Source organism: Escherichia sp. 20412-1 (genome assembly GCF_003027595.1).
GTDB classification, from domain to species: Bacteria; Pseudomonadota; Gammaproteobacteria; order Enterobacterales; family Enterobacteriaceae; genus Escherichia; species Escherichia marmotae.
Window position 1 is genome coordinate 24,877 of record NZ_PYQM01000032.1, and the last position, 17,098, is coordinate 41,974.

Sequence of the window (17,098 nt, forward strand, 5' to 3'; positions counted from 1 at the left end):
CCACGTCTCAGGACGTGGTTGATATTGATGACAAACGCCAAACTGCCTGAGGCACTACGCTTATCAGGCCTACGCAGCTCCTGCAATATATTGAATTTTCATAATTTTGTAGGCCGGATAAGGCGTTCACGCCACATCCGGCATGAACAAATCTCACTTTGTAAGCGATTTGGTTTCTGCTCCCCCCGCAAAATATATCCATTCAATAAAACCCGCTAAAAATTATCGATTCATCAATAAAAAGGTCACTACACCCCACTCTTTTTCACCATTCATCAATCACCATTACGTTTTTTATTTTTTCACCGCCAAATCTCTTGCGCACATTGCTGCTTTGCGGCATTTTTTTAAACAAGCAAACACAACAAGCAGCAAACACCAGGTTAACGGAGAAGGTTATGTGTTCAATTTTTGGCGTATTCGATATCAAAACAGACGCAGTTGAGCTGCGGAAGAAAGCACTCGAGCTGTCACGCCTGATGCGTCATCGTGGCCCGGACTGGTCCGGTATTTATACCAGCGATAATGCAATTCTCGCCCACGAACGTCTGTCAATTGTTGATGTTAACGCGGGTGCGCAGCCTCTCTACAATCAATCAAAAACCCACGTACTGGCAGTGAACGGGGAAATCTACAACCACCAGGCGCTGCGTGCTGAGTATGGCGATCGTTACCAGTTCCAGACTGGATCTGACTGCGAAGTGATCCTCGCGTTGTATCAGGAAAAAGGGGCGGAATTTCTCGACGATTTGCAGGGCATGTTTGCCTTTGCCCTGTACGACAGCGAAAAAGATGCATATCTGATTGGTCGCGACCATCTGGGGATCATCCCTCTGTATATGGGTTATGACGAACACGGCCAGCTATATGTGGCCTCAGAAATGAAAGCCCTGGTGCCGGTTTGCCGCACCATTAAAGAGTTCCCGGCAGGGAGCTATCTGTGGAGTCAGGACGGCGAAATCCGTTCTTATTATCACCGCGACTGGTTCGACTACGATGCGGTGAAAGATAACGTGACCGACAAAAACGAGCTGCGTCAGGCACTGGAAGATTCCGTTAAAAGCCACCTGATGTCTGACGTGCCTTACGGCGTGCTGCTCTCCGGTGGTCTGGATTCCTCAATTATTTCGGCTATCACCAAAAAATACGCCGCCCGCCGCGTGGAAGATCAGGAACGTTCAGAAGCCTGGTGGCCGCAATTGCACTCTTTTGCCGTGGGTCTGCCTGGTTCACCGGATCTGAAAGCGGCCCAGGAAGTGGCAAATCATCTGGGCACTGTGCATCACGAAATTCACTTCACCGTACAGGAAGGTCTCGATGCCATCCGCGACGTGATTTATCACATTGAAACGTATGATGTGACCACGATTCGCGCTTCAACGCCGATGTATTTAATGTCGCGTAAGATCAAGGCGATGGGCATTAAGATGGTACTGTCCGGTGAAGGTTCTGACGAAGTGTTTGGCGGTTATCTCTATTTCCACAAAGCGCCGAACGCCAAAGAGTTGCATGAAGAGACGGTGCGTAAGCTGCTGGCCCTGCATATGTATGACTGCGCACGCGCCAACAAAGCGATGTCGGCCTGGGGCGTGGAAGCACGCGTGCCGTTCCTTGACAAGAAATTCCTTGATGTAGCGATGCGCATTAATCCGCAGGACAAAATGTGCGGCAACGGCAAGATGGAAAAACACATCCTGCGTGAATGTTTTGAAGCGTATCTGCCCGCAAGTGTGGCCTGGCGGCAGAAAGAGCAGTTCTCAGATGGCGTCGGTTATAGCTGGATCGACACTCTGAAAGAAGTGGCGGCGCAGCAGGTTTCTGATCAACAGTTGGAAACGGCCCGCTTCCGCTTCCCATACAATACGCCGACCTCAAAAGAAGCGTATCTGTATCGCGAAATCTTTGAAGAACTGTTCCCGCTCCCAAGTGCCGCAGAGTGCGTACCAGGGGGGCCGTCCGTTGCCTGTTCTTCTGCCAAAGCGATTGAGTGGGATGAAGCGTTCAAGAAAATGGACGATCCATCGGGTCGTGCAGTCGGTGTTCACCAGTCGGCGTATAAATAAGACGTGTAATAATGCCCCGGAGAAATCCGGGGCAATTTCAGTTACTGGGGAACTTGTTGATTCTGATAGGCTGTGAGGAAATGTTCCGGATTTGCTACATCGCTGTCAGATAACTCATTACTGTAGGCGACTGACCAGGCTGCCGATTCATCCGGGATATGCAGGCTTCCATTTCCCTCTTTCAGGCGTAATAACTCAAAAGATTCGCCCTTGATTACAGCGGTATACGATTTCTCACCTTCCTGTAATGCTTTTACTTTGCAGCGAAAAATCTGACCATCGATGTCATTATCAACATGAGATACCTGAACAAGGGCTTCATTTTCCGCTTTCGGCCCAATTCGCATCATCCAGACCACTGCTCCTTCCTGACCACGATAACCAAAGACATACTTACCAATTTCCGGTCGGGCTGTATCGGCAAACGCCGATTGCATAAGTAATAAAGCACTGACCAGCACCGTCATAAAACGCAACATATTATTCCCTCAATAAATCGCCTGAAGTGGTAGCAGAGATGCAGGCGTAGCGATCCCTGTTCTGTCCTGTTGCAACGGGTCAGTATTTCATAGATTAATTTCCCGCCGCTATTGTTGAATTCTGAATTTCACCCCGTATGACAAAAGAATGGCTGCAGGCTGTAGAAAAAACACAAAGTAAACAATAATTGACGAATATAGCGCCACGCTGTTCGCAACCTAACCAAACAGTCAATTCCAAGCAATTTTCCTTGAAAAAGAGGTTGACGCTGCATGGCTCTATACGCATAATGCGCCCCGCAACGCCGATAAGGTATCGCGAAAAAAAGATGGCTACGTAGCTCAGTTGGTTAGAGCACATCACTCATAATGATGGGGTCACAGGTTCGAATCCCGTCGTAGCCACCATCTTTTTTGCGGGAGTGGCGAAATTGGTAGACGCACCAGATTTAGGTTCTGGCGCCGCAAGGTGTGCGAGTTCAAGTCTCGCCTCCCGCACCATTCACCAGAAAGCGTTGTACGGATGGGGTATCGCCAAGCGGTAAGGCACCGGTTTTTGATACCGGCATTCCCTGGTTCGAATCCAGGTACCCCAGCCATCTTCTTCGAGTAAGCGGTTCACCGCCCGGTTATTGGGGTATCGCCAAGCGGTAAGGCACCGGTTTTTGATACCGGCATTCCCTGGTTCGAATCCAGGTACCCCAGCCATCGAAGAAATAATCTGGCTACGTAGCTCAGTTGGTTAGAGCACATCACTCATAATGATGGGGTCACAGGTTCGAATCCCGTCGTAGCCACCAAATTCTGAATGTGTCGAACAGGTTCGGCAAGTTCAAAAAAATTTGTTGGGGTATCGCCAAGCGGTAAGGCACCGGATTCTGATTCCGGCATTCCGAGGTTCGAATCCTCGTACCCCAGCCAATTTATTCAAGACGCTTACATCGTAAGTGCACCCTGTTGGGGTATCGCCAAGCGGTAAGGCACCGGATTCTGATTCCGGCATTCCGAGGTTCGAATCCTCGTACCCCAGCCACATTAAAAAAGCTCGCTTCGGCGGGCTTTTTGCTTTTCTGCGTTTATTCAATATCGAATGCGATGTTGGCACGCCTTACCCTACGAAGTCGGATGCGACGCTGCCGCGTCTTATCCGACCTACGGTTGGCATGCATCCGGCAATGTTGTGAGGCTACAACCCTAACGCATATTTCAGCGCCTGACGTTTCAAGACGCCAGCACGTTCCGCCGCCATCAAACCAAGATTACGTACAAAACGCAGTGGCGGCAGATTATTGCTGAATCCGGCATAAAACAGATCCATACCGCTTTGCATAATGAAGTTATCCGCCATGCGACGCATCTGGTAACGCTTGAGGATTGGATAACTGGCCCACGCTTCGCCATGACTGCGCGCGCTCACCAGAACGTCAATCAGAGCATCAACATCGCGATAACCAAGATTCACGCCCTGCCCCGCCAGCGGATGAATGGTGTGCGCCGCATCGCCCACCAGTGCCAGACCTGGCTGAACATATTGCAATGCATGACGACGCGTCAGTGGAAACGCCCCCGCAGCAAGCGGCGTCACATAACCGAGACGCGACGGGAAATGTTTCGCGATTTCCGCCTGTAACTGCGCCATATTCATATTCTGTAACTGGCGAATGCGCGCCGGAGAGTCATACCACACCAGCGACGCCCAGTGATCAAACAACGGCAGGAAAGCACGCGGCCCGTCAGGTGTAAACTGCTGCCAGGTGCTGTCGCCAGGATCATTCTCGCACCGCACGCTAATCAACATACACGACTGCGCATACTGCCAGGCATGAACGCCAATTCCCGCCATCTGCCGCACCTGTGAATTTGCCCCATCGGCACCAATCACCAGCTTCGCGCGGATCACTTCTCCGCCCTTCAGCTCCAGCTCCTGAAGATCATTATCGCGATGCAACGCAATCAGCGAGGCCGGTACACGTAGCGTCACGTTCGGATGCGTCTCCAGTGCCTGCCACAACGCCTGTTGCAGAACGGTGTTTTCCACCATATAGCCAAGCAACGGTAGCTTAAGTTCAGCGGCGTCAAACACCACATGCGCCGTTTCCCACTCCCACGTTTCCAGTCTGCGATAAGGATGGCAACGCATAGCCTGTACCGCATCCCAGACACCTGAACCTTTAAGCAATGATACCGACGCAGCGCTAATCGCTGAAATACGCACGTCAGGCTGGCTGTCCTCTACAAACGGCGCAGGTTCAGCGTGTTCAATAACCGTTACCGAAAATCCGTGCTGCGCCAGTCCCAGCGCCAGTGCGCCGCCGACCATTCCTCCGCCGACAATGGCAATTTCCGTTGGTTGATTTGTCATGGTCAATCATCCTGTTAGCAATATGCTTTAAGTTTACAGGATTTTTACCCCCAAGGGCTGATAACGCTCATACTGGTCACAACGGCAGCAAAGCATTACACTATGCGCCCTGCATTCCTGGCTACTATTTCGCAAGAGCAAGTCGATGACCAAAAAACTCCATATTAAAACCTGGGGCTGTCAGATGAACGAGTACGATTCATCGAAGATGGCCGATCTGCTGGATGCCACCCACGGCTATCAACTGACCGACGTGGCGGAAGAAGCGGATGTGCTGCTGCTGAACACCTGCTCAATCCGCGAGAAGGCTCAGGAAAAAGTCTTCCATCAGTTGGGTCGCTGGAAACTGTTAAAAGAGAAGAATCCGGACCTGATTATCGGTGTTGGCGGCTGCGTGGCTTCGCAGGAAGGCGACCACATTCGTCAACGCGCCCACTACGTCGATATTATTTTTGGGCCGCAAACGCTGCACCGTCTGCCGGAGATGATCAACTCCGTGCGCGGAAACCGCAGCCCGGTCGTAGATATCAGCTTCCCGGAAATCGAGAAGTTTGACCGTCTGCCAGAACCGCGCGCCGAAGGACCAACCGCGTTTGTCTCCATCATGGAAGGTTGCAATAAATATTGCACCTACTGCGTGGTGCCTTACACCCGTGGTGAAGAGGTAAGCCGTCCATCCGACGATATTCTGTTTGAGATTGCCCAGCTTGCCGCTCAGGGCGTGCGTGAAGTCAATCTGCTCGGTCAGAACGTGAACGCCTGGCGCGGTGAGAACTACGACGGCACCACCGGCTCGTTTGCCGATCTGCTGCGTCTGGTTGCCGCTATCGACGGGATCGATCGTATTCGCTTTACCACCAGCCATCCGATCGAATTTACCGACGATATCATCGAGGTTTATCGCGATACGCCAGAACTGGTGAGTTTCCTGCACCTGCCGGTACAGAGCGGTTCCGATCGCATCCTCAACCTGATGGGCCGTACCCACACGGCGCTGGAATACAAGGCGATCATCCGTAAATTGCGTGCGGCGCGTCCGGATATTCAGATCAGTTCTGACTTCATCGTTGGCTTCCCTGGCGAAACCACCGAAGACTTTGAGAAAACCATGAAGCTGATTGCCGACGTCAATTTCGACATGAGCTATAGCTTCATCTTCTCCGCACGTCCGGGTACACCAGCCGCCGATATGGTTGATGATGTTCCGGAAGAAGAGAAGAAACAGCGTCTGTATATTCTGCAAGAACGTATCAATCAGCAAGCGATGGCATGGAGCCGCCGGATGCTCGGCACCACCCAGCGTATTCTGGTGGAAGGTACTTCGCGTAAGAACATCATGGAACTTTCCGGGCGTACCGAAAATAACCGCGTGGTCAATTTCGAAGGCACGCCGGATATGATCGGTAAATTCGTCGATGTGGAAATTACCGACGTTTACCCGAACTCCCTGCGCGGTAAAGTGGTACGTACCGAAGAGGAAATGGGTCTGCGCGTGGCAGAGGCTCCGGAATCGGTGATTGCCCGTACCCGCAAAGAAAACGACCTTGGCGTGGGTTATTATCAGCCGTAATTCTCAGGCCCGCCGTTCCGGTGGGCCTTGTTTTTTCTCTCTTTATCCCCATTTTTATCGCAATGCTTGCGCCTTTTTCCTGTGGCGTGAATAATTTCCTTATAGGCCGGTGAATGTTCAGCTTCCGGCGGCATACAAATAAGAGGAACGGTTTGAACATAGACACTCGCGAAATCACCCTGGAGCCAGCAGACAACGCGCGTCTGTTGAGCCTGTGCGGCCCGTTTGATGACAACATCAAGCAACTCGAACGCCGTCTCGGCATCGAAATCAATCGCCGCGATAACCACTTTAAACTGACCGGTCGTCCGATTTGCGTCACTGCCGCGGCAGACATTCTGCGCAGCCTGTATGTCGATACTGCCCCAATGCGCGGTCAGATCCAGGATATCGAACCGGAGCAGATCCACCTTGCGATTAAAGAAGCGCGAGTGCTGGAACAAAGTGCGGAAAGCGTGCCGGAGTACGGCAAAGCGGTCAATATCAAGACCAAACGCGGGGTCATTAAACCACGCACACCGAACCAGGCGCAGTACATCGCCCATATTCTTGACCATGACATCACCTTCGGCGTGGGTCCGGCGGGTACGGGTAAAACCTACCTGGCAGTGGCTGCGGCGGTTGATGCGCTGGAACGTCAGGAAATCCGTCGTATTCTGCTGACCCGTCCGGCAGTAGAAGCTGGTGAAAAATTAGGTTTTCTGCCCGGCGATTTAAGCCAGAAAGTAGACCCGTATCTGCGCCCGCTATACGACGCGCTGTTCGAAATGCTTGGCTTTGAAAAAGTCGAGAAACTGATTGAGCGCAACGTTATTGAAGTCGCGCCGCTGGCCTATATGCGTGGTCGAACACTGAACGACGCATTTATCATTCTTGATGAGAGCCAGAACACCACCATCGAACAGATGAAGATGTTCCTGACCCGTATCGGTTTTAACTCAAAAGCGGTTATCACCGGCGACGTCACGCAGATCGACCTGCCGCGTAATACCAAATCGGGTCTGCGCCACGCCATCGAAGTGCTGGCCGATGTCGAAGAGATCAGCTTTAACTTCTTCCACAGCGAAGACGTTGTTCGTCACCCGGTAGTGGCGCGTATCGTTAACGCCTATGAAGCCTGGGAAGAAGCCGAACAAAAACGTAAAGCGGCGCTGGCGGCAGAGCGCAAGCGTGAAGAACAGGAACAAAAATGAGTCAGGTGATCCTCGATTTACAACTGGCCTGTGAAGATAATTCCGGGCTACCGGAAGAGAGCCAGTTTCAGACATGGCTGAATGCGGTGATCCCGCAGTTTCAGGAAGAATCAGAAGTGACTATTCGCCTGGTCGATACCGCCGAAAGCCACAGTCTGAATCTGACCTATCGCGGTAAAGATAAGCCGACCAACGTGCTTTCCTTCCCATTTGAAGTGCCGCCTGGCATGGAGATGTCGCTGCTGGGCGATCTGGTTATCTGCCGTCAGGTGGTTGAGAAAGAAGCGCAGGAACAAGGTAAACCACTGGAGGCGCACTGGGCGCATATGGTGGTGCACGGCAGTCTGCATTTGTTAGGTTACGATCACATCGAAGATGACGAAGCAGAAGAGATGGAAGCCCTCGAAACAGAGATTATGCTTGCTCTGGGCTATGAGGATCCGTACATTGCCGAGAAAGAATAATTTGCCGGGCATTTGACTGGCAGACGTCCCCGCCGTTGGTAAGTAACGACGGTGTTTTGATTAACTAACATGAGAACCCATACGACGCCATGAGCGACGACAATTCACACAGTAGTGACACGATAAGCAACAAGAAGGGATTTTTCTCCCTGTTACTCAGCCAACTTTTCCACGGTGAACCGAAAAACCGTGACGAACTGCTGGCGCTGATCCGTGATTCCGGGCAGAACGACCTTATCGACGAAGATACGCGCGATATGCTCGAAGGGGTAATGGACATCGCAGACCAACGCGTTCGCGACATCATGATCCCGCGCTCCCAGATGATTACTCTGAAACGCAACCAGACGCTGGATGAATGCCTTGATGTCATCATCGAGTCTGCCCACTCGCGTTTCCCGGTGATCAGCGAGGATAAAGATCACATTGAAGGGATTCTGATGGCGAAAGACTTGCTGCCGTTTATGCGCAGCGATGCTGAAGCCTTCAGCATGGACAAAGTGTTACGTCAGGCGGTTGTCGTTCCTGAAAGTAAGCGCGTAGACCGGATGCTGAAAGAGTTTCGCTCTCAGCGATACCACATGGCGATCGTCATTGATGAATTCGGCGGTGTTTCCGGTCTGGTGACCATTGAAGACATCCTGGAACTGATTGTTGGTGAGATTGAAGACGAGTATGACGAAGAAGATGATATCGACTTCCGTCAACTTAGCCGTCACACCTGGACTGTGCGTGCGCTGGCTTCCATCGAAGATTTCAACGAAGCGTTCGGCACCCACTTTAGCGATGAAGAGGTCGATACCATCGGTGGTCTGGTGATGCAGGCGTTTGGGCATCTTCCGGCGCGTGGCGAAACCATCGACATCGACGGTTACCAGTTCAAAGTGGCGATGGCCGACAGTCGGCGTATTATTCAGGTTCATGTCAAAATCCCGGATGACTCACCCCAGCCGAAGCTGGATGAATAAAACCGAAACTGGATAGATAACTACATGGCTTTTGCCTCATTACTTGAACGCCAGCGCATTCGCCTGCTGCTGGCGTTATTATTCGGTGCCTGCGGAACGCTGGCCTTCTCCCCTTATGACGTCTGGCCTGCGGCGATTGTTTCGCTGATGGGGCTTCAGGCTCTGACCTTTAACCGCCGCCCACTTCAGTCTGCCGCTATCGGCTTCTGCTGGGGATTTGGCCTGTTTGGCACCGGTATTAACTGGGTATATGTCAGCATCGCGACCTTTGGCGGGATGCCAGGCCCGGTAAACATCTTCCTGGTGGTGCTGCTGGCGGCGTATCTTTCGCTGTATACCGGGCTGTTTGCTGGTGTTCTGGCGCGGCTGTGGCCGAAAACCACCTGGCTGCGCGTGACGATTGCCGCCCCTGCCCTCTGGCAAGTCACCGAGTTTCTGCGCGGTTGGGTGCTAACTGGCTTTCCGTGGTTGCAGTTCGGCTATAGCCAGATTGACGGGCCGTTAAAAGGGCTGGCACCGATAATGGGCGTGGAAGCCATTAACTTCCTGCTGATGATGGTTAGTGGCCTGCTGGCGCTGGCGCTGGTCAAACGCAACTGGCGTCCGCTGGTGGTGGCCGTTGTGCTGTTTGCACTCCCCTTCCCTCTGCGTTACATCCAGTGGTTTACCCCGCAACCGGAGAAAACCATTCAGGTTTCAATGGTTCAGGGTGATATTCCACAATCACTGAAGTGGGATGAAAGCCAGCTTCTTAATACGCTGAAGATTTACTACAACGCGACAGCACCGCTGATGGGTAAATCGTCGTTGATTATCTGGCCAGAGTCAGCAATTACCGATCTGGAAATGAATCAGCAACCGTTCCTCAAAGAGCTGGATGGCGTGCTGCGTGAAAAAGGTAGCTCGCTGATCACCGGGATTGTCGACGCGCGCCTCAATAAGCAGAACCGCTACGATACCTACAACACCATCATCACGCTGGGTAAAGGTGCACCTTACAGCTATGAATCGACCAATCGCTATAACAAAAACCATCTGGTGCCGTTTGGCGAGTTTGTCCCGCTGGAGTCGATTCTGCGTCCGTTAGCGCCGTTCTTTGATCTGCCGATGTCGTCATTCAGCCGCGGGCCTTATATCCAGCCGCCGCTGTCAGTGAATGGTATTCAGCTTACCGCAGCCATTTGCTACGAGATCATCCTTGGCGAGCAAGTGCGCGATAACTTCCGCCCGGATACCGACTATCTGCTGACTATCTCCAACGATGCATGGTTTGGTAAGTCTATTGGCCCGTGGCAGCACTTCCAGATGGCGCGAATGCGTGCGCTGGAACTGGCGCGCCCGCTGCTGCGTAGCACCAACAACGGCATTACGGCGGTGATTGGCCCACAGGGTGAGGTTCAGGCGATGATCCCGCAATTCACCCGCGAAGTATTAACCACTAACGTGACGCCGACTACCGGACTCACACCGTACGCACGTACCGGCAACTGGCCGCTGTGGGTGCTGACGGCACTGTTTGGTTTTGCCTCTGTGTTGATGAGTCTCCGTCAGCGACGTAAATAATCCCTTCTAATTGTGCCGGAATACATTACGTATTTCGGCACGCTCACCGGATGCGGCGTCAATGCGTTATCCGGATGACAAAATTCCCCTATCCAACTTTGGCACATCTATTGCTTTGTTATACAAGGCAAACCTTGAACCGGTGTCGGTACAACCAGGTTGCACCATAGCAATCCACCGATAGCACCAAAAGAGTGCATTTTGAGAATTTTGCTTCGGAATGGTGCGGTGCATCTCGCAAAAACAAACAATAAAACATCAATATCTTTACATTTATACAAACTAAATGTTACCTAACAAGCACAACACTGCACAATAAAGTTGCAGATGATAACAACACAAACACTCACAACGGGTATCCATGCGTTCTTAACGCAGAAGATAAAGGAGTTGGATATGCAATTACGTAAATCTGCCACAGCAATCCTGGCCCTGGCGCTTTCCGCAGGTCTGGCACAGGCAGAAGACACTGCCCCGACTGCAGGCAGTACGCTGGACAAAATCGCCAAAAACGGCGTGATTGTCGTCGGTCACCGCGAATCTTCGGTGCCTTTCTCTTATTACGACAACCAGCAAAAAGTGGTGGGTTACTCTCAGGATTATTCCAACGCCATTGTCGAGGCAGTGAAAAAGAAACTCAACAAACCGGATCTGCAGGTGAAACTGATCCCGATCACCTCACAAAACCGTATTCCGCTGCTGCAAAACGGCACTTTCGATTTTGAATGTGGTTCTACCACCAACAACCTCGAACGCCAGAAACAGGCGGCTTTCTCCGACACCATTTTCGTGGTCGGTACGCGCCTGCTGACCAAAAAAGACGGCGATGTTAAAGATTTTGCTGATCTGAAAGACAAAGCCGTAGTAGTCACTTCCGGCACCACTTCTGAAGTTCTGCTCAACAAACTGAATGAAGATCAGAAGATGAATATGCGCATCATCAGCGCCAAAGACCATGGTGACTCTTTCCGCACGCTGGAAAGCGGTCGTGCCGTTGCCTTTATGATGGATGACGCCCTGCTGGCCGGTGAACGTGCGAAAGCGAAGAAGCCTGATAACTGGGAAATCGTCGGCAAACCGCAGTCTCAGGAAGCTTACGGCTGCATGCTGCGCAAAGATGATCCGCAATTCAAAAAGCTGATGGATGACACCATCGCCCAGGTGCAGACCTCCGGTGAAGCGGAAAAATGGTTTGATAAGTGGTTCAAAAACCCCATTCCACCGAAAAACCTGAACATGAATTTCGAGTTGTCGGACGAAATGAAAGCACTGTTCAAAGAACCTAATGACAAAGCACTGAACTAATTACAAGAACCAGGGGCGGAAAGTTCAGCCCTCTCGATTGTTACGTAGCACGGACAGACTATACGCCTGATGGTCGTTCCCCATCGGGCCTGAAAACCGCAATACGCTGGGTAACAATCTTCGAGGGTAGCAGTTAACGCTGCTACCCTTTTTTTTCTGGAGTAGATTTATGTCTATAGACTGGAACTGGGGTATTTTTTTACAACAAGCCCCGTTCGGCAACACCACCTATCTCGGCTGGATCTGGAGCGGCTTTCAGGTCACTATCGCTCTGTCGATCTGCGCCTGGATTATCGCTTTCCTCGTCGGCTCGTTATTCGGCATTTTACGTACCGTTCCAAACCGTTTTCTCTCCGGTCTGGGCACGTTGTATGTCGAACTGTTCCGCAACGTGCCACTGATTGTGCAATTCTTTACCTGGTATCTGGTGATCCCAGAACTACTGCCGGAAAAAATCGGCATGTGGTTTAAGGCGGAGCTGGATCCCAATATTCAGTTTTTCCTTTCTTCCATGCTCTGCCTGGGGCTGTTTACTGCCGCTCGTGTTTGCGAACAGGTACGCGCCGCGATCCAGTCGCTGCCACGAGGGCAGAAGAATGCCGCACTGGCGATGGGGCTGACGCTGCCGCAAGCCTACCGCTATGTTCTGTTACCTAACGCCTATCGTGTTATCGTCCCACCGATGACCTCTGAGATGATGAACCTGGTGAAAAACTCCGCCATCGCCTCAACCATTGGTCTGGTAGATATGGCAGCACAGGCCGGAAAATTGCTCGATTACTCCGCCCACGCCTGGGAATCGTTTACCGCCATCACGCTGGCGTATGTGCTGATTAACGCCGTTATTATGCTGGTGATGACGCTGGTCGAACGTAAAGTTCGCCTGCCCGGCAACATGGGAGGCAAATAATGTACGAGTTTGACTGGAGTTCAATCGTTCCTTCCCTGCCGTATCTGCTGGATGGGCTGGTGATCACCCTGAAAATCACCATCACGGCAGTCGTGATTGGTATTTTGTGGGGCACGATGCTGGCGGTAATGCGCCTGTCCAGCTTTGCACCCGTGGCGTGGTTTGCCAAAGCCTACGTCAACGTGTTCCGTTCAATACCGTTAGTGATGGTTCTGTTGTGGTTTTACCTGATCGTGCCGGGTTTTCTGCAAAACGTGCTGGGATTATCACCCAAAACCGATATCCGCTTAATTTCTGCAATGGTGGCATTTTCGATGTTTGAAGCGGCCTACTATTCCGAGATTATCCGCGCCGGTATTCAAAGTATTTCTCGTGGTCAGTCGAGCGCTGCGCTGGCGTTAGGAATGACCCACTGGCAGTCGATGAAACTGATTATTCTGCCGCAGGCGTTCCGTGCGATGGTGCCGCTGCTGCTCACTCAGGGCATCGTCCTGTTTCAGGATACCTCGCTGGTGTATGTGTTATCTCTGGCCGATTTCTTCCGTACCGCCTCAACCATTGGTGAACGTGATGGTACGCAGGTGGAGATGATCCTGTTTGCCGGATTTGTTTATTTCATCATTAGCCTTAGCGCATCGTTGTTGGTCAGCTACTTGAAAAGAAGGACAGCATAATGATTACCCTGAAAAATGTTTCAAAATGGTATGGTCACTTTCAGGTGCTGACCGACTGCTCAACCGAAGTAAAAAAAGGCGAAGTGGTGGTGGTTTGCGGCCCGTCCGGCTCCGGTAAATCGACACTGATTAAAACCGTCAACGGCCTCGAACCGGTGCAGCAAGGTGAAATCACCGTTGATGGCATCGTGGTTAACGATAAGAAAACCGATCTGGCAAAGCTGCGTTCCCGCGTCGGAATGGTGTTCCAGCATTTTGAGTTGTTTCCCCATCTGTCGATTATCGAAAACCTGACCCTGGCGCAGGTAAAAGTGCTTAAACGCGATAAAGCGCCCGCCCGCGAAAAGGCCCTGAAACTGCTGGAACGCGTGGGACTTTCTGCGCATGCCAATAAGTTTCCGGCGCAGCTTTCCGGTGGTCAGCAGCAGCGTGTAGCGATTGCCCGCGCATTATGTATGGATCCTATTGCGATGCTGTTCGACGAACCGACATCGGCACTGGATCCGGAGATGATCAACGAAGTGCTGGATGTGATGGTGGAGCTGGCGAATGAAGGAATGACTATGATGGTGGTCACCCACGAAATGGGCTTTGCCCGTAAAGTAGCAAATCGGGTGATCTTTATGGATGAAGGTAAAATTGTCGAAGACTCGCCAAAAGACGCGTTCTTTGATGATCCGAAATCAGACCGCGCAAAAGACTTCCTCGCGAAAATACTGCACTAATAAGTCAGGCGCGCATACTCAAGTGCGCGCCATCTCACGCTTTATCGTTTCGCCTCTCGTATCTGTTACATCCCGGCGTTACCCTTGTCGCAAAGAAGCACACAACAAGGAGCAACAATGGCACTGCCAATTCTGTTAGATTGCGACCCAGGTCATGATGACGCTATCGCAATAGTTCTCGCCCTCGCCTCACCAGAGCTTGATGTCAAAGCCATCACATCCTCCGCCGGAAACCAGACGCCCGATAAAACATTACGTAATGTTCTGCGTATGCTGACCCTACTTAATCGCACCGATATTCCGGTGGCTGGTGGCGCAGTAAAACCGTTAATGCGTGACTTGATTATCGCGGACAATGTGCACGGCGAAAGCGGCCTGGACGGCCCGGCATTGCCGGAACCGGCGTTTGCGCCGCAAAATTGCACGGCGGTGGAGCTGATGGCGAAAACGCTGCGCGAAAGTGCTGAACCCGTCACGATAGTTTCCACCGGACCACAAACTAACGTTGCGTTGTTGCTCAACAGCCACCCGGAGCTGCATAACAAAATCGCTCAAATTGTGATTATGGGCGGCGCGATGGGACTCGGTAACTGGACGCCAGCGGCAGAATTTAATATTTACGTTGACCCGGAAGCGGCGGAAATTGTCTTCCAGTCAGGGATTCCGGTGGTGATGGCTGGTCTGGATGTCACCCACAAAGCGCAAATTCACGTTGAGGATACCGAGCGTTTCCGCGCTATTGGTAACCCTGTTTCAACCATCGTTGCCGAACTGCTGGATTTCTTCCTCGAATATCACAAAGACGAAAAATGGGGCTTTGTCGGCGCACCGTTGCATGATCCATGCACCATCGCCTGGCTGCTAAAACCTGAACTGTTTACCACCGTTGAACGCTGGGTTGGTGTCGAAACACAAGGGAAATATACTCAGGGTATGACGGTTGTTGATTATTACTATCTCACTGGTAATAAACCAAATACCACCATAATGGTCGATGTGGATCGTCAGGGCTTTGTTGATTTACTGGCCGATCGTCTGAAATTTTACGCTTAATACACGTCATTGATTAAGATCACCACGTGAAAATGGGGTGATCTTACTCTGACTCTCTCTTTTTCCTTCAAGATATAAATGCAATGGATAATGCAGAACTCGCCATTGGTATCGATCTCGGTACTACCAATAGTTTAATTGCCGTCTGGAAAGGCGGTGCCGCACAATTAATTCCAAATAAATTCGGTGAATATTTAACACCATCCATAATTAGCATGGATGAAAATAATCATATTCTGGTCGGAAAACCGGCTGTATCACGGCGCACTTCGCATCCGGATAAAACCGCAGCGTTATTTAAACGCGCAATGGGCAGTAATACCAACTGGCGGTTAGGCAGCGACACATTTAACGCGCCAGAACTATCCTCTTTGGTATTACGCTCATTAAAAGAAGATGCCGAAGAATTTCTGCAACGTCCGATTAAAGATGTGGTGATCTCCGTTCCGGCTTATTTCAGCGATGAACAACGCAAGCATACCCGTTTAGCAGCGGAGTTAGCCGGGTTAAATGCAGTACGCTTAATTAATGAACCCACAGCAGCCGCGATGGCGTATGGCCTGCATACGCAACAAAACACCCGCTCGCTGGTTTTTGATCTCGGAGGCGGCACGTTTGACGTCACGGTGCTCGAATACGCCACGCCGGTGATTGAAGTTCACGCCTCCGCTGGCGACAACTTCCTTGGTGGCGAAGATTTTACTCATATGCTGGTGGATGAAGTGTTAAAACGCGCCGCAGTGGCTAAAAACACGCTCAACGAAAGTGAACTGGCGGCGCTGTATGTCTGTGTAGAAGCGGCAAAATGTGGCAATCAATTACCGCTGCACATTCACTGGCAGTACCAGGAAGAAACGCGGGAATGCGAATTTTACGAGAACGAACTGGAAAATTTGTGGTTACCGCTACTCAACCGCTTGCGTGTGCCTATCGAACAGGCATTGCGCGATGCACGTTTGAAACCGAGTCAAATCGACAGTCTGGTGCTGGTTGGTGGCGCTTCGCAAATGCCATTAGTACAGCGAATTGCGGTACGTCTGTTTGGCAAGTTGCCGTATCAAAGCTACGATCCGAGCACCATTGTCGCATTGGGCGCAGCAATCCAGGCCGCCTGCCGCTTACGCAGTGAAGATATTGAAGAAGTGATCCTCACCGATATCTGCCCTTACTCTTTGGGCGTAGAAGTAAACCGTCAGGGGGTTTCCGGCATTTTCTCACCGATTATTGAACGAAACACGACTGTACCTGTATCGCGTGTAGAAACTTACTCGACCATGCACCCGGAGCAGGATTCAATTACGGTTAATGTCTACCAGGGGGAAAACCACAAAGTTAAGAACAATATTCTGGTGGAGTCCTTCGATGTGCCGCTGAAAAAAACCGGCGCTTACCAGTCTATCGATATTCGTTTTAGCTATGATATCAACGGATTGCTTGAAGTTGACGTGCTTCTGGAAGATGGTAACGTTAAGTCCAGAGTGATTAATCACAGCCCGGTGACGTTAAATGCGCAGCAAATAGAAGAGAGTCGGGCGCGGTTATCGGCATTAAAAATTTATCCGCGCGATATGCTTATTAACCGAACTTTTAAAGCCAAACTGGAAGAGTTATGGGCACGAGCGCTGGGCGATGAAAGAGAAGAGTGAAGTGGTCAACAAAAACTGGCCACCGAGTTAGAGTTTTTCCAGTATCGATTTTCCGATTCGTTTGGGGGTAATCCACCGTTATATTCGTGCGGTCTTAGTGCGCTGTAATATCCAACGATATAG

At 51.3% G+C, this 17,098-nt stretch carries 13 protein-coding genes, 7 tRNA genes and 1 pseudogene; 19 read left to right on the forward strand and 2 right to left on the reverse strand.

Annotation, left to right across the window (positions count from 1 at the left end; translation table 11 throughout):
* Positions 1-398: 398 nt before the first annotated feature.
* Positions 399-2,063, forward strand: a complete 1,665-nt coding sequence (asnB, locus tag C7B16_RS18055; RefSeq protein WP_107179971.1) for an asparagine synthase B — start codon at positions 399-401, stop codon at positions 2,061-2,063.
* Between the two features lie 41 nt (positions 2,064-2,104).
* Here asnB and C7B16_RS18060 read toward each other — a convergent pair whose 3' ends face one another.
* Positions 2,105-2,542: a hypothetical protein gene (locus tag C7B16_RS18060; RefSeq protein ID WP_000943492.1), complete on the reverse strand. Its 438-nt coding sequence runs from the start codon at positions 2,540-2,542 to the stop codon at positions 2,105-2,107.
* Positions 2,543-2,873: 331 nt separating this feature from the next.
* On the opposite strand from C7B16_RS18060, the gene C7B16_RS18070 reads away from it, so the two are divergent.
* The 7 genes from C7B16_RS18070 to C7B16_RS18100 all read left to right on the forward strand — a co-directional run bounded on the left by C7B16_RS18070 (position 2,874) and on the right by C7B16_RS18100 (position 3,575).
* A tRNA-Met gene (locus C7B16_RS18070) sits at positions 2,874-2,950 on the forward strand.
* 8 nt (positions 2,951-2,958) lie between these two features.
* Positions 2,959-3,043 (forward strand) — tRNA-Leu (locus C7B16_RS18075).
* Between the two features lie 23 nt (positions 3,044-3,066).
* Positions 3,067-3,141 (forward strand) — tRNA-Gln (locus tag C7B16_RS18080).
* 34 nt (positions 3,142-3,175) lie between these two features.
* A tRNA-Gln gene (locus tag C7B16_RS18085) sits at positions 3,176-3,250 on the forward strand.
* 15 nt (positions 3,251-3,265) lie between these two features.
* Positions 3,266-3,342, forward strand: a tRNA-Met gene (locus C7B16_RS18090).
* Positions 3,343-3,388: 46 nt separating this feature from the next.
* Positions 3,389-3,463: transfer RNA gene (locus C7B16_RS18095), tRNA-Gln, on the forward strand.
* A gap of 37 nt (positions 3,464-3,500) precedes the next feature.
* Positions 3,501-3,575, forward strand: a tRNA-Gln gene (locus C7B16_RS18100).
* A 153-nt stretch (positions 3,576-3,728) separates the two neighbouring features.
* On the opposite strand, the gene ubiF is transcribed toward C7B16_RS18100, so the two are convergent.
* Complete coding sequence (ubiF, locus tag C7B16_RS18105; RefSeq protein WP_000184597.1) at positions 3,729-4,904, reverse strand: 3-demethoxyubiquinol 3-hydroxylase; 1,176 nt, start codon at positions 4,902-4,904, stop codon at positions 3,729-3,731.
* A 145-nt stretch (positions 4,905-5,049) separates the two neighbouring features.
* On the opposite strand from ubiF, the gene miaB reads away from it, so the two are divergent.
* The 11 genes and pseudogenes from miaB to hscC form a co-directional block, all read left to right on the forward strand.
* On the forward strand, positions 5,050-6,474 hold the full coding sequence (miaB, locus tag C7B16_RS18110; protein WP_001515972.1) for a tRNA (N6-isopentenyl adenosine(37)-C2)-methylthiotransferase MiaB: 1,425 nt from the start codon (positions 5,050-5,052) through the stop codon (positions 6,472-6,474).
* A gap of 152 nt (positions 6,475-6,626) precedes the next feature.
* The gene (locus tag C7B16_RS18115; protein ID WP_024191850.1) at positions 6,627-7,667 is read left to right on the forward strand and encodes a PhoH family protein; all 1,041 of its coding nucleotides are present in this window, start codon (positions 6,627-6,629) and stop codon (positions 7,665-7,667) included.
* Positions 7,664-8,131, forward strand: coding sequence for an rRNA maturation RNase YbeY (ybeY, locus tag C7B16_RS18120; RefSeq protein WP_000084457.1), 468 nt, complete (start codon positions 7,664-7,666; stop codon positions 8,129-8,131). The genes C7B16_RS18115 and ybeY overlap by 4 nt, the downstream gene beginning before the upstream one ends.
* A gap of 89 nt (positions 8,132-8,220) precedes the next feature.
* Positions 8,221-9,099 carry a CNNM family magnesium/cobalt transport protein CorC gene (gene corC, locus C7B16_RS18125; protein ID WP_001278605.1) on the forward strand — a complete coding sequence of 293 codons (879 nt, stop codon included), beginning with the start codon at positions 8,221-8,223 and terminating at the stop codon, positions 9,097-9,099.
* Positions 9,100-9,123: 24 nt separating this feature from the next.
* A complete protein-coding gene (gene lnt / locus C7B16_RS18130) occupies positions 9,124-10,662 on the forward strand; it encodes an apolipoprotein N-acyltransferase (RefSeq protein WP_016263045.1) in 1,539 nt (512 codons plus the stop codon).
* Positions 10,663-11,058: 396 nt separating this feature from the next.
* The gene (gene gltI, locus C7B16_RS18135; protein WP_001515970.1) at positions 11,059-11,967 is read left to right on the forward strand and encodes a glutamate/aspartate ABC transporter substrate-binding protein GltI; all 909 of its coding nucleotides are present in this window, start codon (positions 11,059-11,061) and stop codon (positions 11,965-11,967) included.
* 169 nt (positions 11,968-12,136) lie between these two features.
* The gene (gene gltJ, locus C7B16_RS18140) at positions 12,137-12,877 is read left to right on the forward strand and encodes a glutamate/aspartate ABC transporter permease GltJ (protein WP_000020950.1); all 741 of its coding nucleotides are present in this window, start codon (positions 12,137-12,139) and stop codon (positions 12,875-12,877) included.
* Positions 12,877-13,551 (forward strand): glutamate/aspartate ABC transporter permease GltK, encoded by a 675-nt coding sequence (gene gltK / locus C7B16_RS18145; RefSeq protein ID WP_000272808.1) that lies wholly within the window; start codon positions 12,877-12,879, stop codon positions 13,549-13,551. The genes gltJ and gltK overlap by 1 nt, the downstream gene beginning before the upstream one ends.
* Positions 13,551-14,276: a glutamate/aspartate ABC transporter ATP-binding protein GltL gene (gltL, locus tag C7B16_RS18150; protein ID WP_000631384.1), complete on the forward strand. Its 726-nt coding sequence runs from the start codon at positions 13,551-13,553 to the stop codon at positions 14,274-14,276. Before gltK ends, gltL begins: the two co-directional genes overlap by 1 nt.
* Positions 14,277-14,393: 117 nt before the next feature.
* On the forward strand, positions 14,394-15,329 hold the full coding sequence (gene rihA / locus C7B16_RS18155; protein ID WP_001515969.1) for a pyrimidine-specific ribonucleoside hydrolase RihA: 936 nt from the start codon (positions 14,394-14,396) through the stop codon (positions 15,327-15,329).
* Between the two features lie 83 nt (positions 15,330-15,412).
* Positions 15,413-16,972 (forward strand): annotated as a pseudogene (hscC, locus tag C7B16_RS18160) (molecular chaperone HscC); the annotation flags it as partial.
* Between the last annotated feature and the right edge of the window lie 126 nt (positions 16,973-17,098).

Coding starts and splice junctions, on each gene's coding strand:
- lnt (WP_016263045.1), top strand. CDS start 9,124: ATGGCTTTTGCCTCATTACTTGAACGCCAGCGCATTCGCCTGCTGCTG.
- C7B16_RS18060 (WP_000943492.1), bottom strand. CDS start 2,542: ATGTTGCGTTTTATGACGGTGCTGGTCAGTGCTTTATTACTTATGCAA.
- gltJ (WP_000020950.1), top strand. CDS start 12,137: ATGTCTATAGACTGGAACTGGGGTATTTTTTTACAACAAGCCCCGTTC.
- gltI (WP_001515970.1), top strand. CDS start 11,059: ATGCAATTACGTAAATCTGCCACAGCAATCCTGGCCCTGGCGCTTTCC.
- ybeY (WP_000084457.1), top strand. CDS start 7,664: ATGAGTCAGGTGATCCTCGATTTACAACTGGCCTGTGAAGATAATTCC.
- corC (WP_001278605.1), top strand. CDS start 8,221: ATGAGCGACGACAATTCACACAGTAGTGACACGATAAGCAACAAGAAG.
- miaB (WP_001515972.1), top strand. CDS start 5,050: ATGACCAAAAAACTCCATATTAAAACCTGGGGCTGTCAGATGAACGAG.
- gltK (WP_000272808.1), top strand. CDS start 12,877: ATGTACGAGTTTGACTGGAGTTCAATCGTTCCTTCCCTGCCGTATCTG.
- asnB (WP_107179971.1), top strand. CDS start 399: ATGTGTTCAATTTTTGGCGTATTCGATATCAAAACAGACGCAGTTGAG.
- gltL (WP_000631384.1), top strand. CDS start 13,551: ATGATTACCCTGAAAAATGTTTCAAAATGGTATGGTCACTTTCAGGTG.
- rihA (WP_001515969.1), top strand. CDS start 14,394: ATGGCACTGCCAATTCTGTTAGATTGCGACCCAGGTCATGATGACGCT.
- ubiF (WP_000184597.1), bottom strand. CDS start 4,904: ATGACAAATCAACCAACGGAAATTGCCATTGTCGGCGGAGGAATGGTC.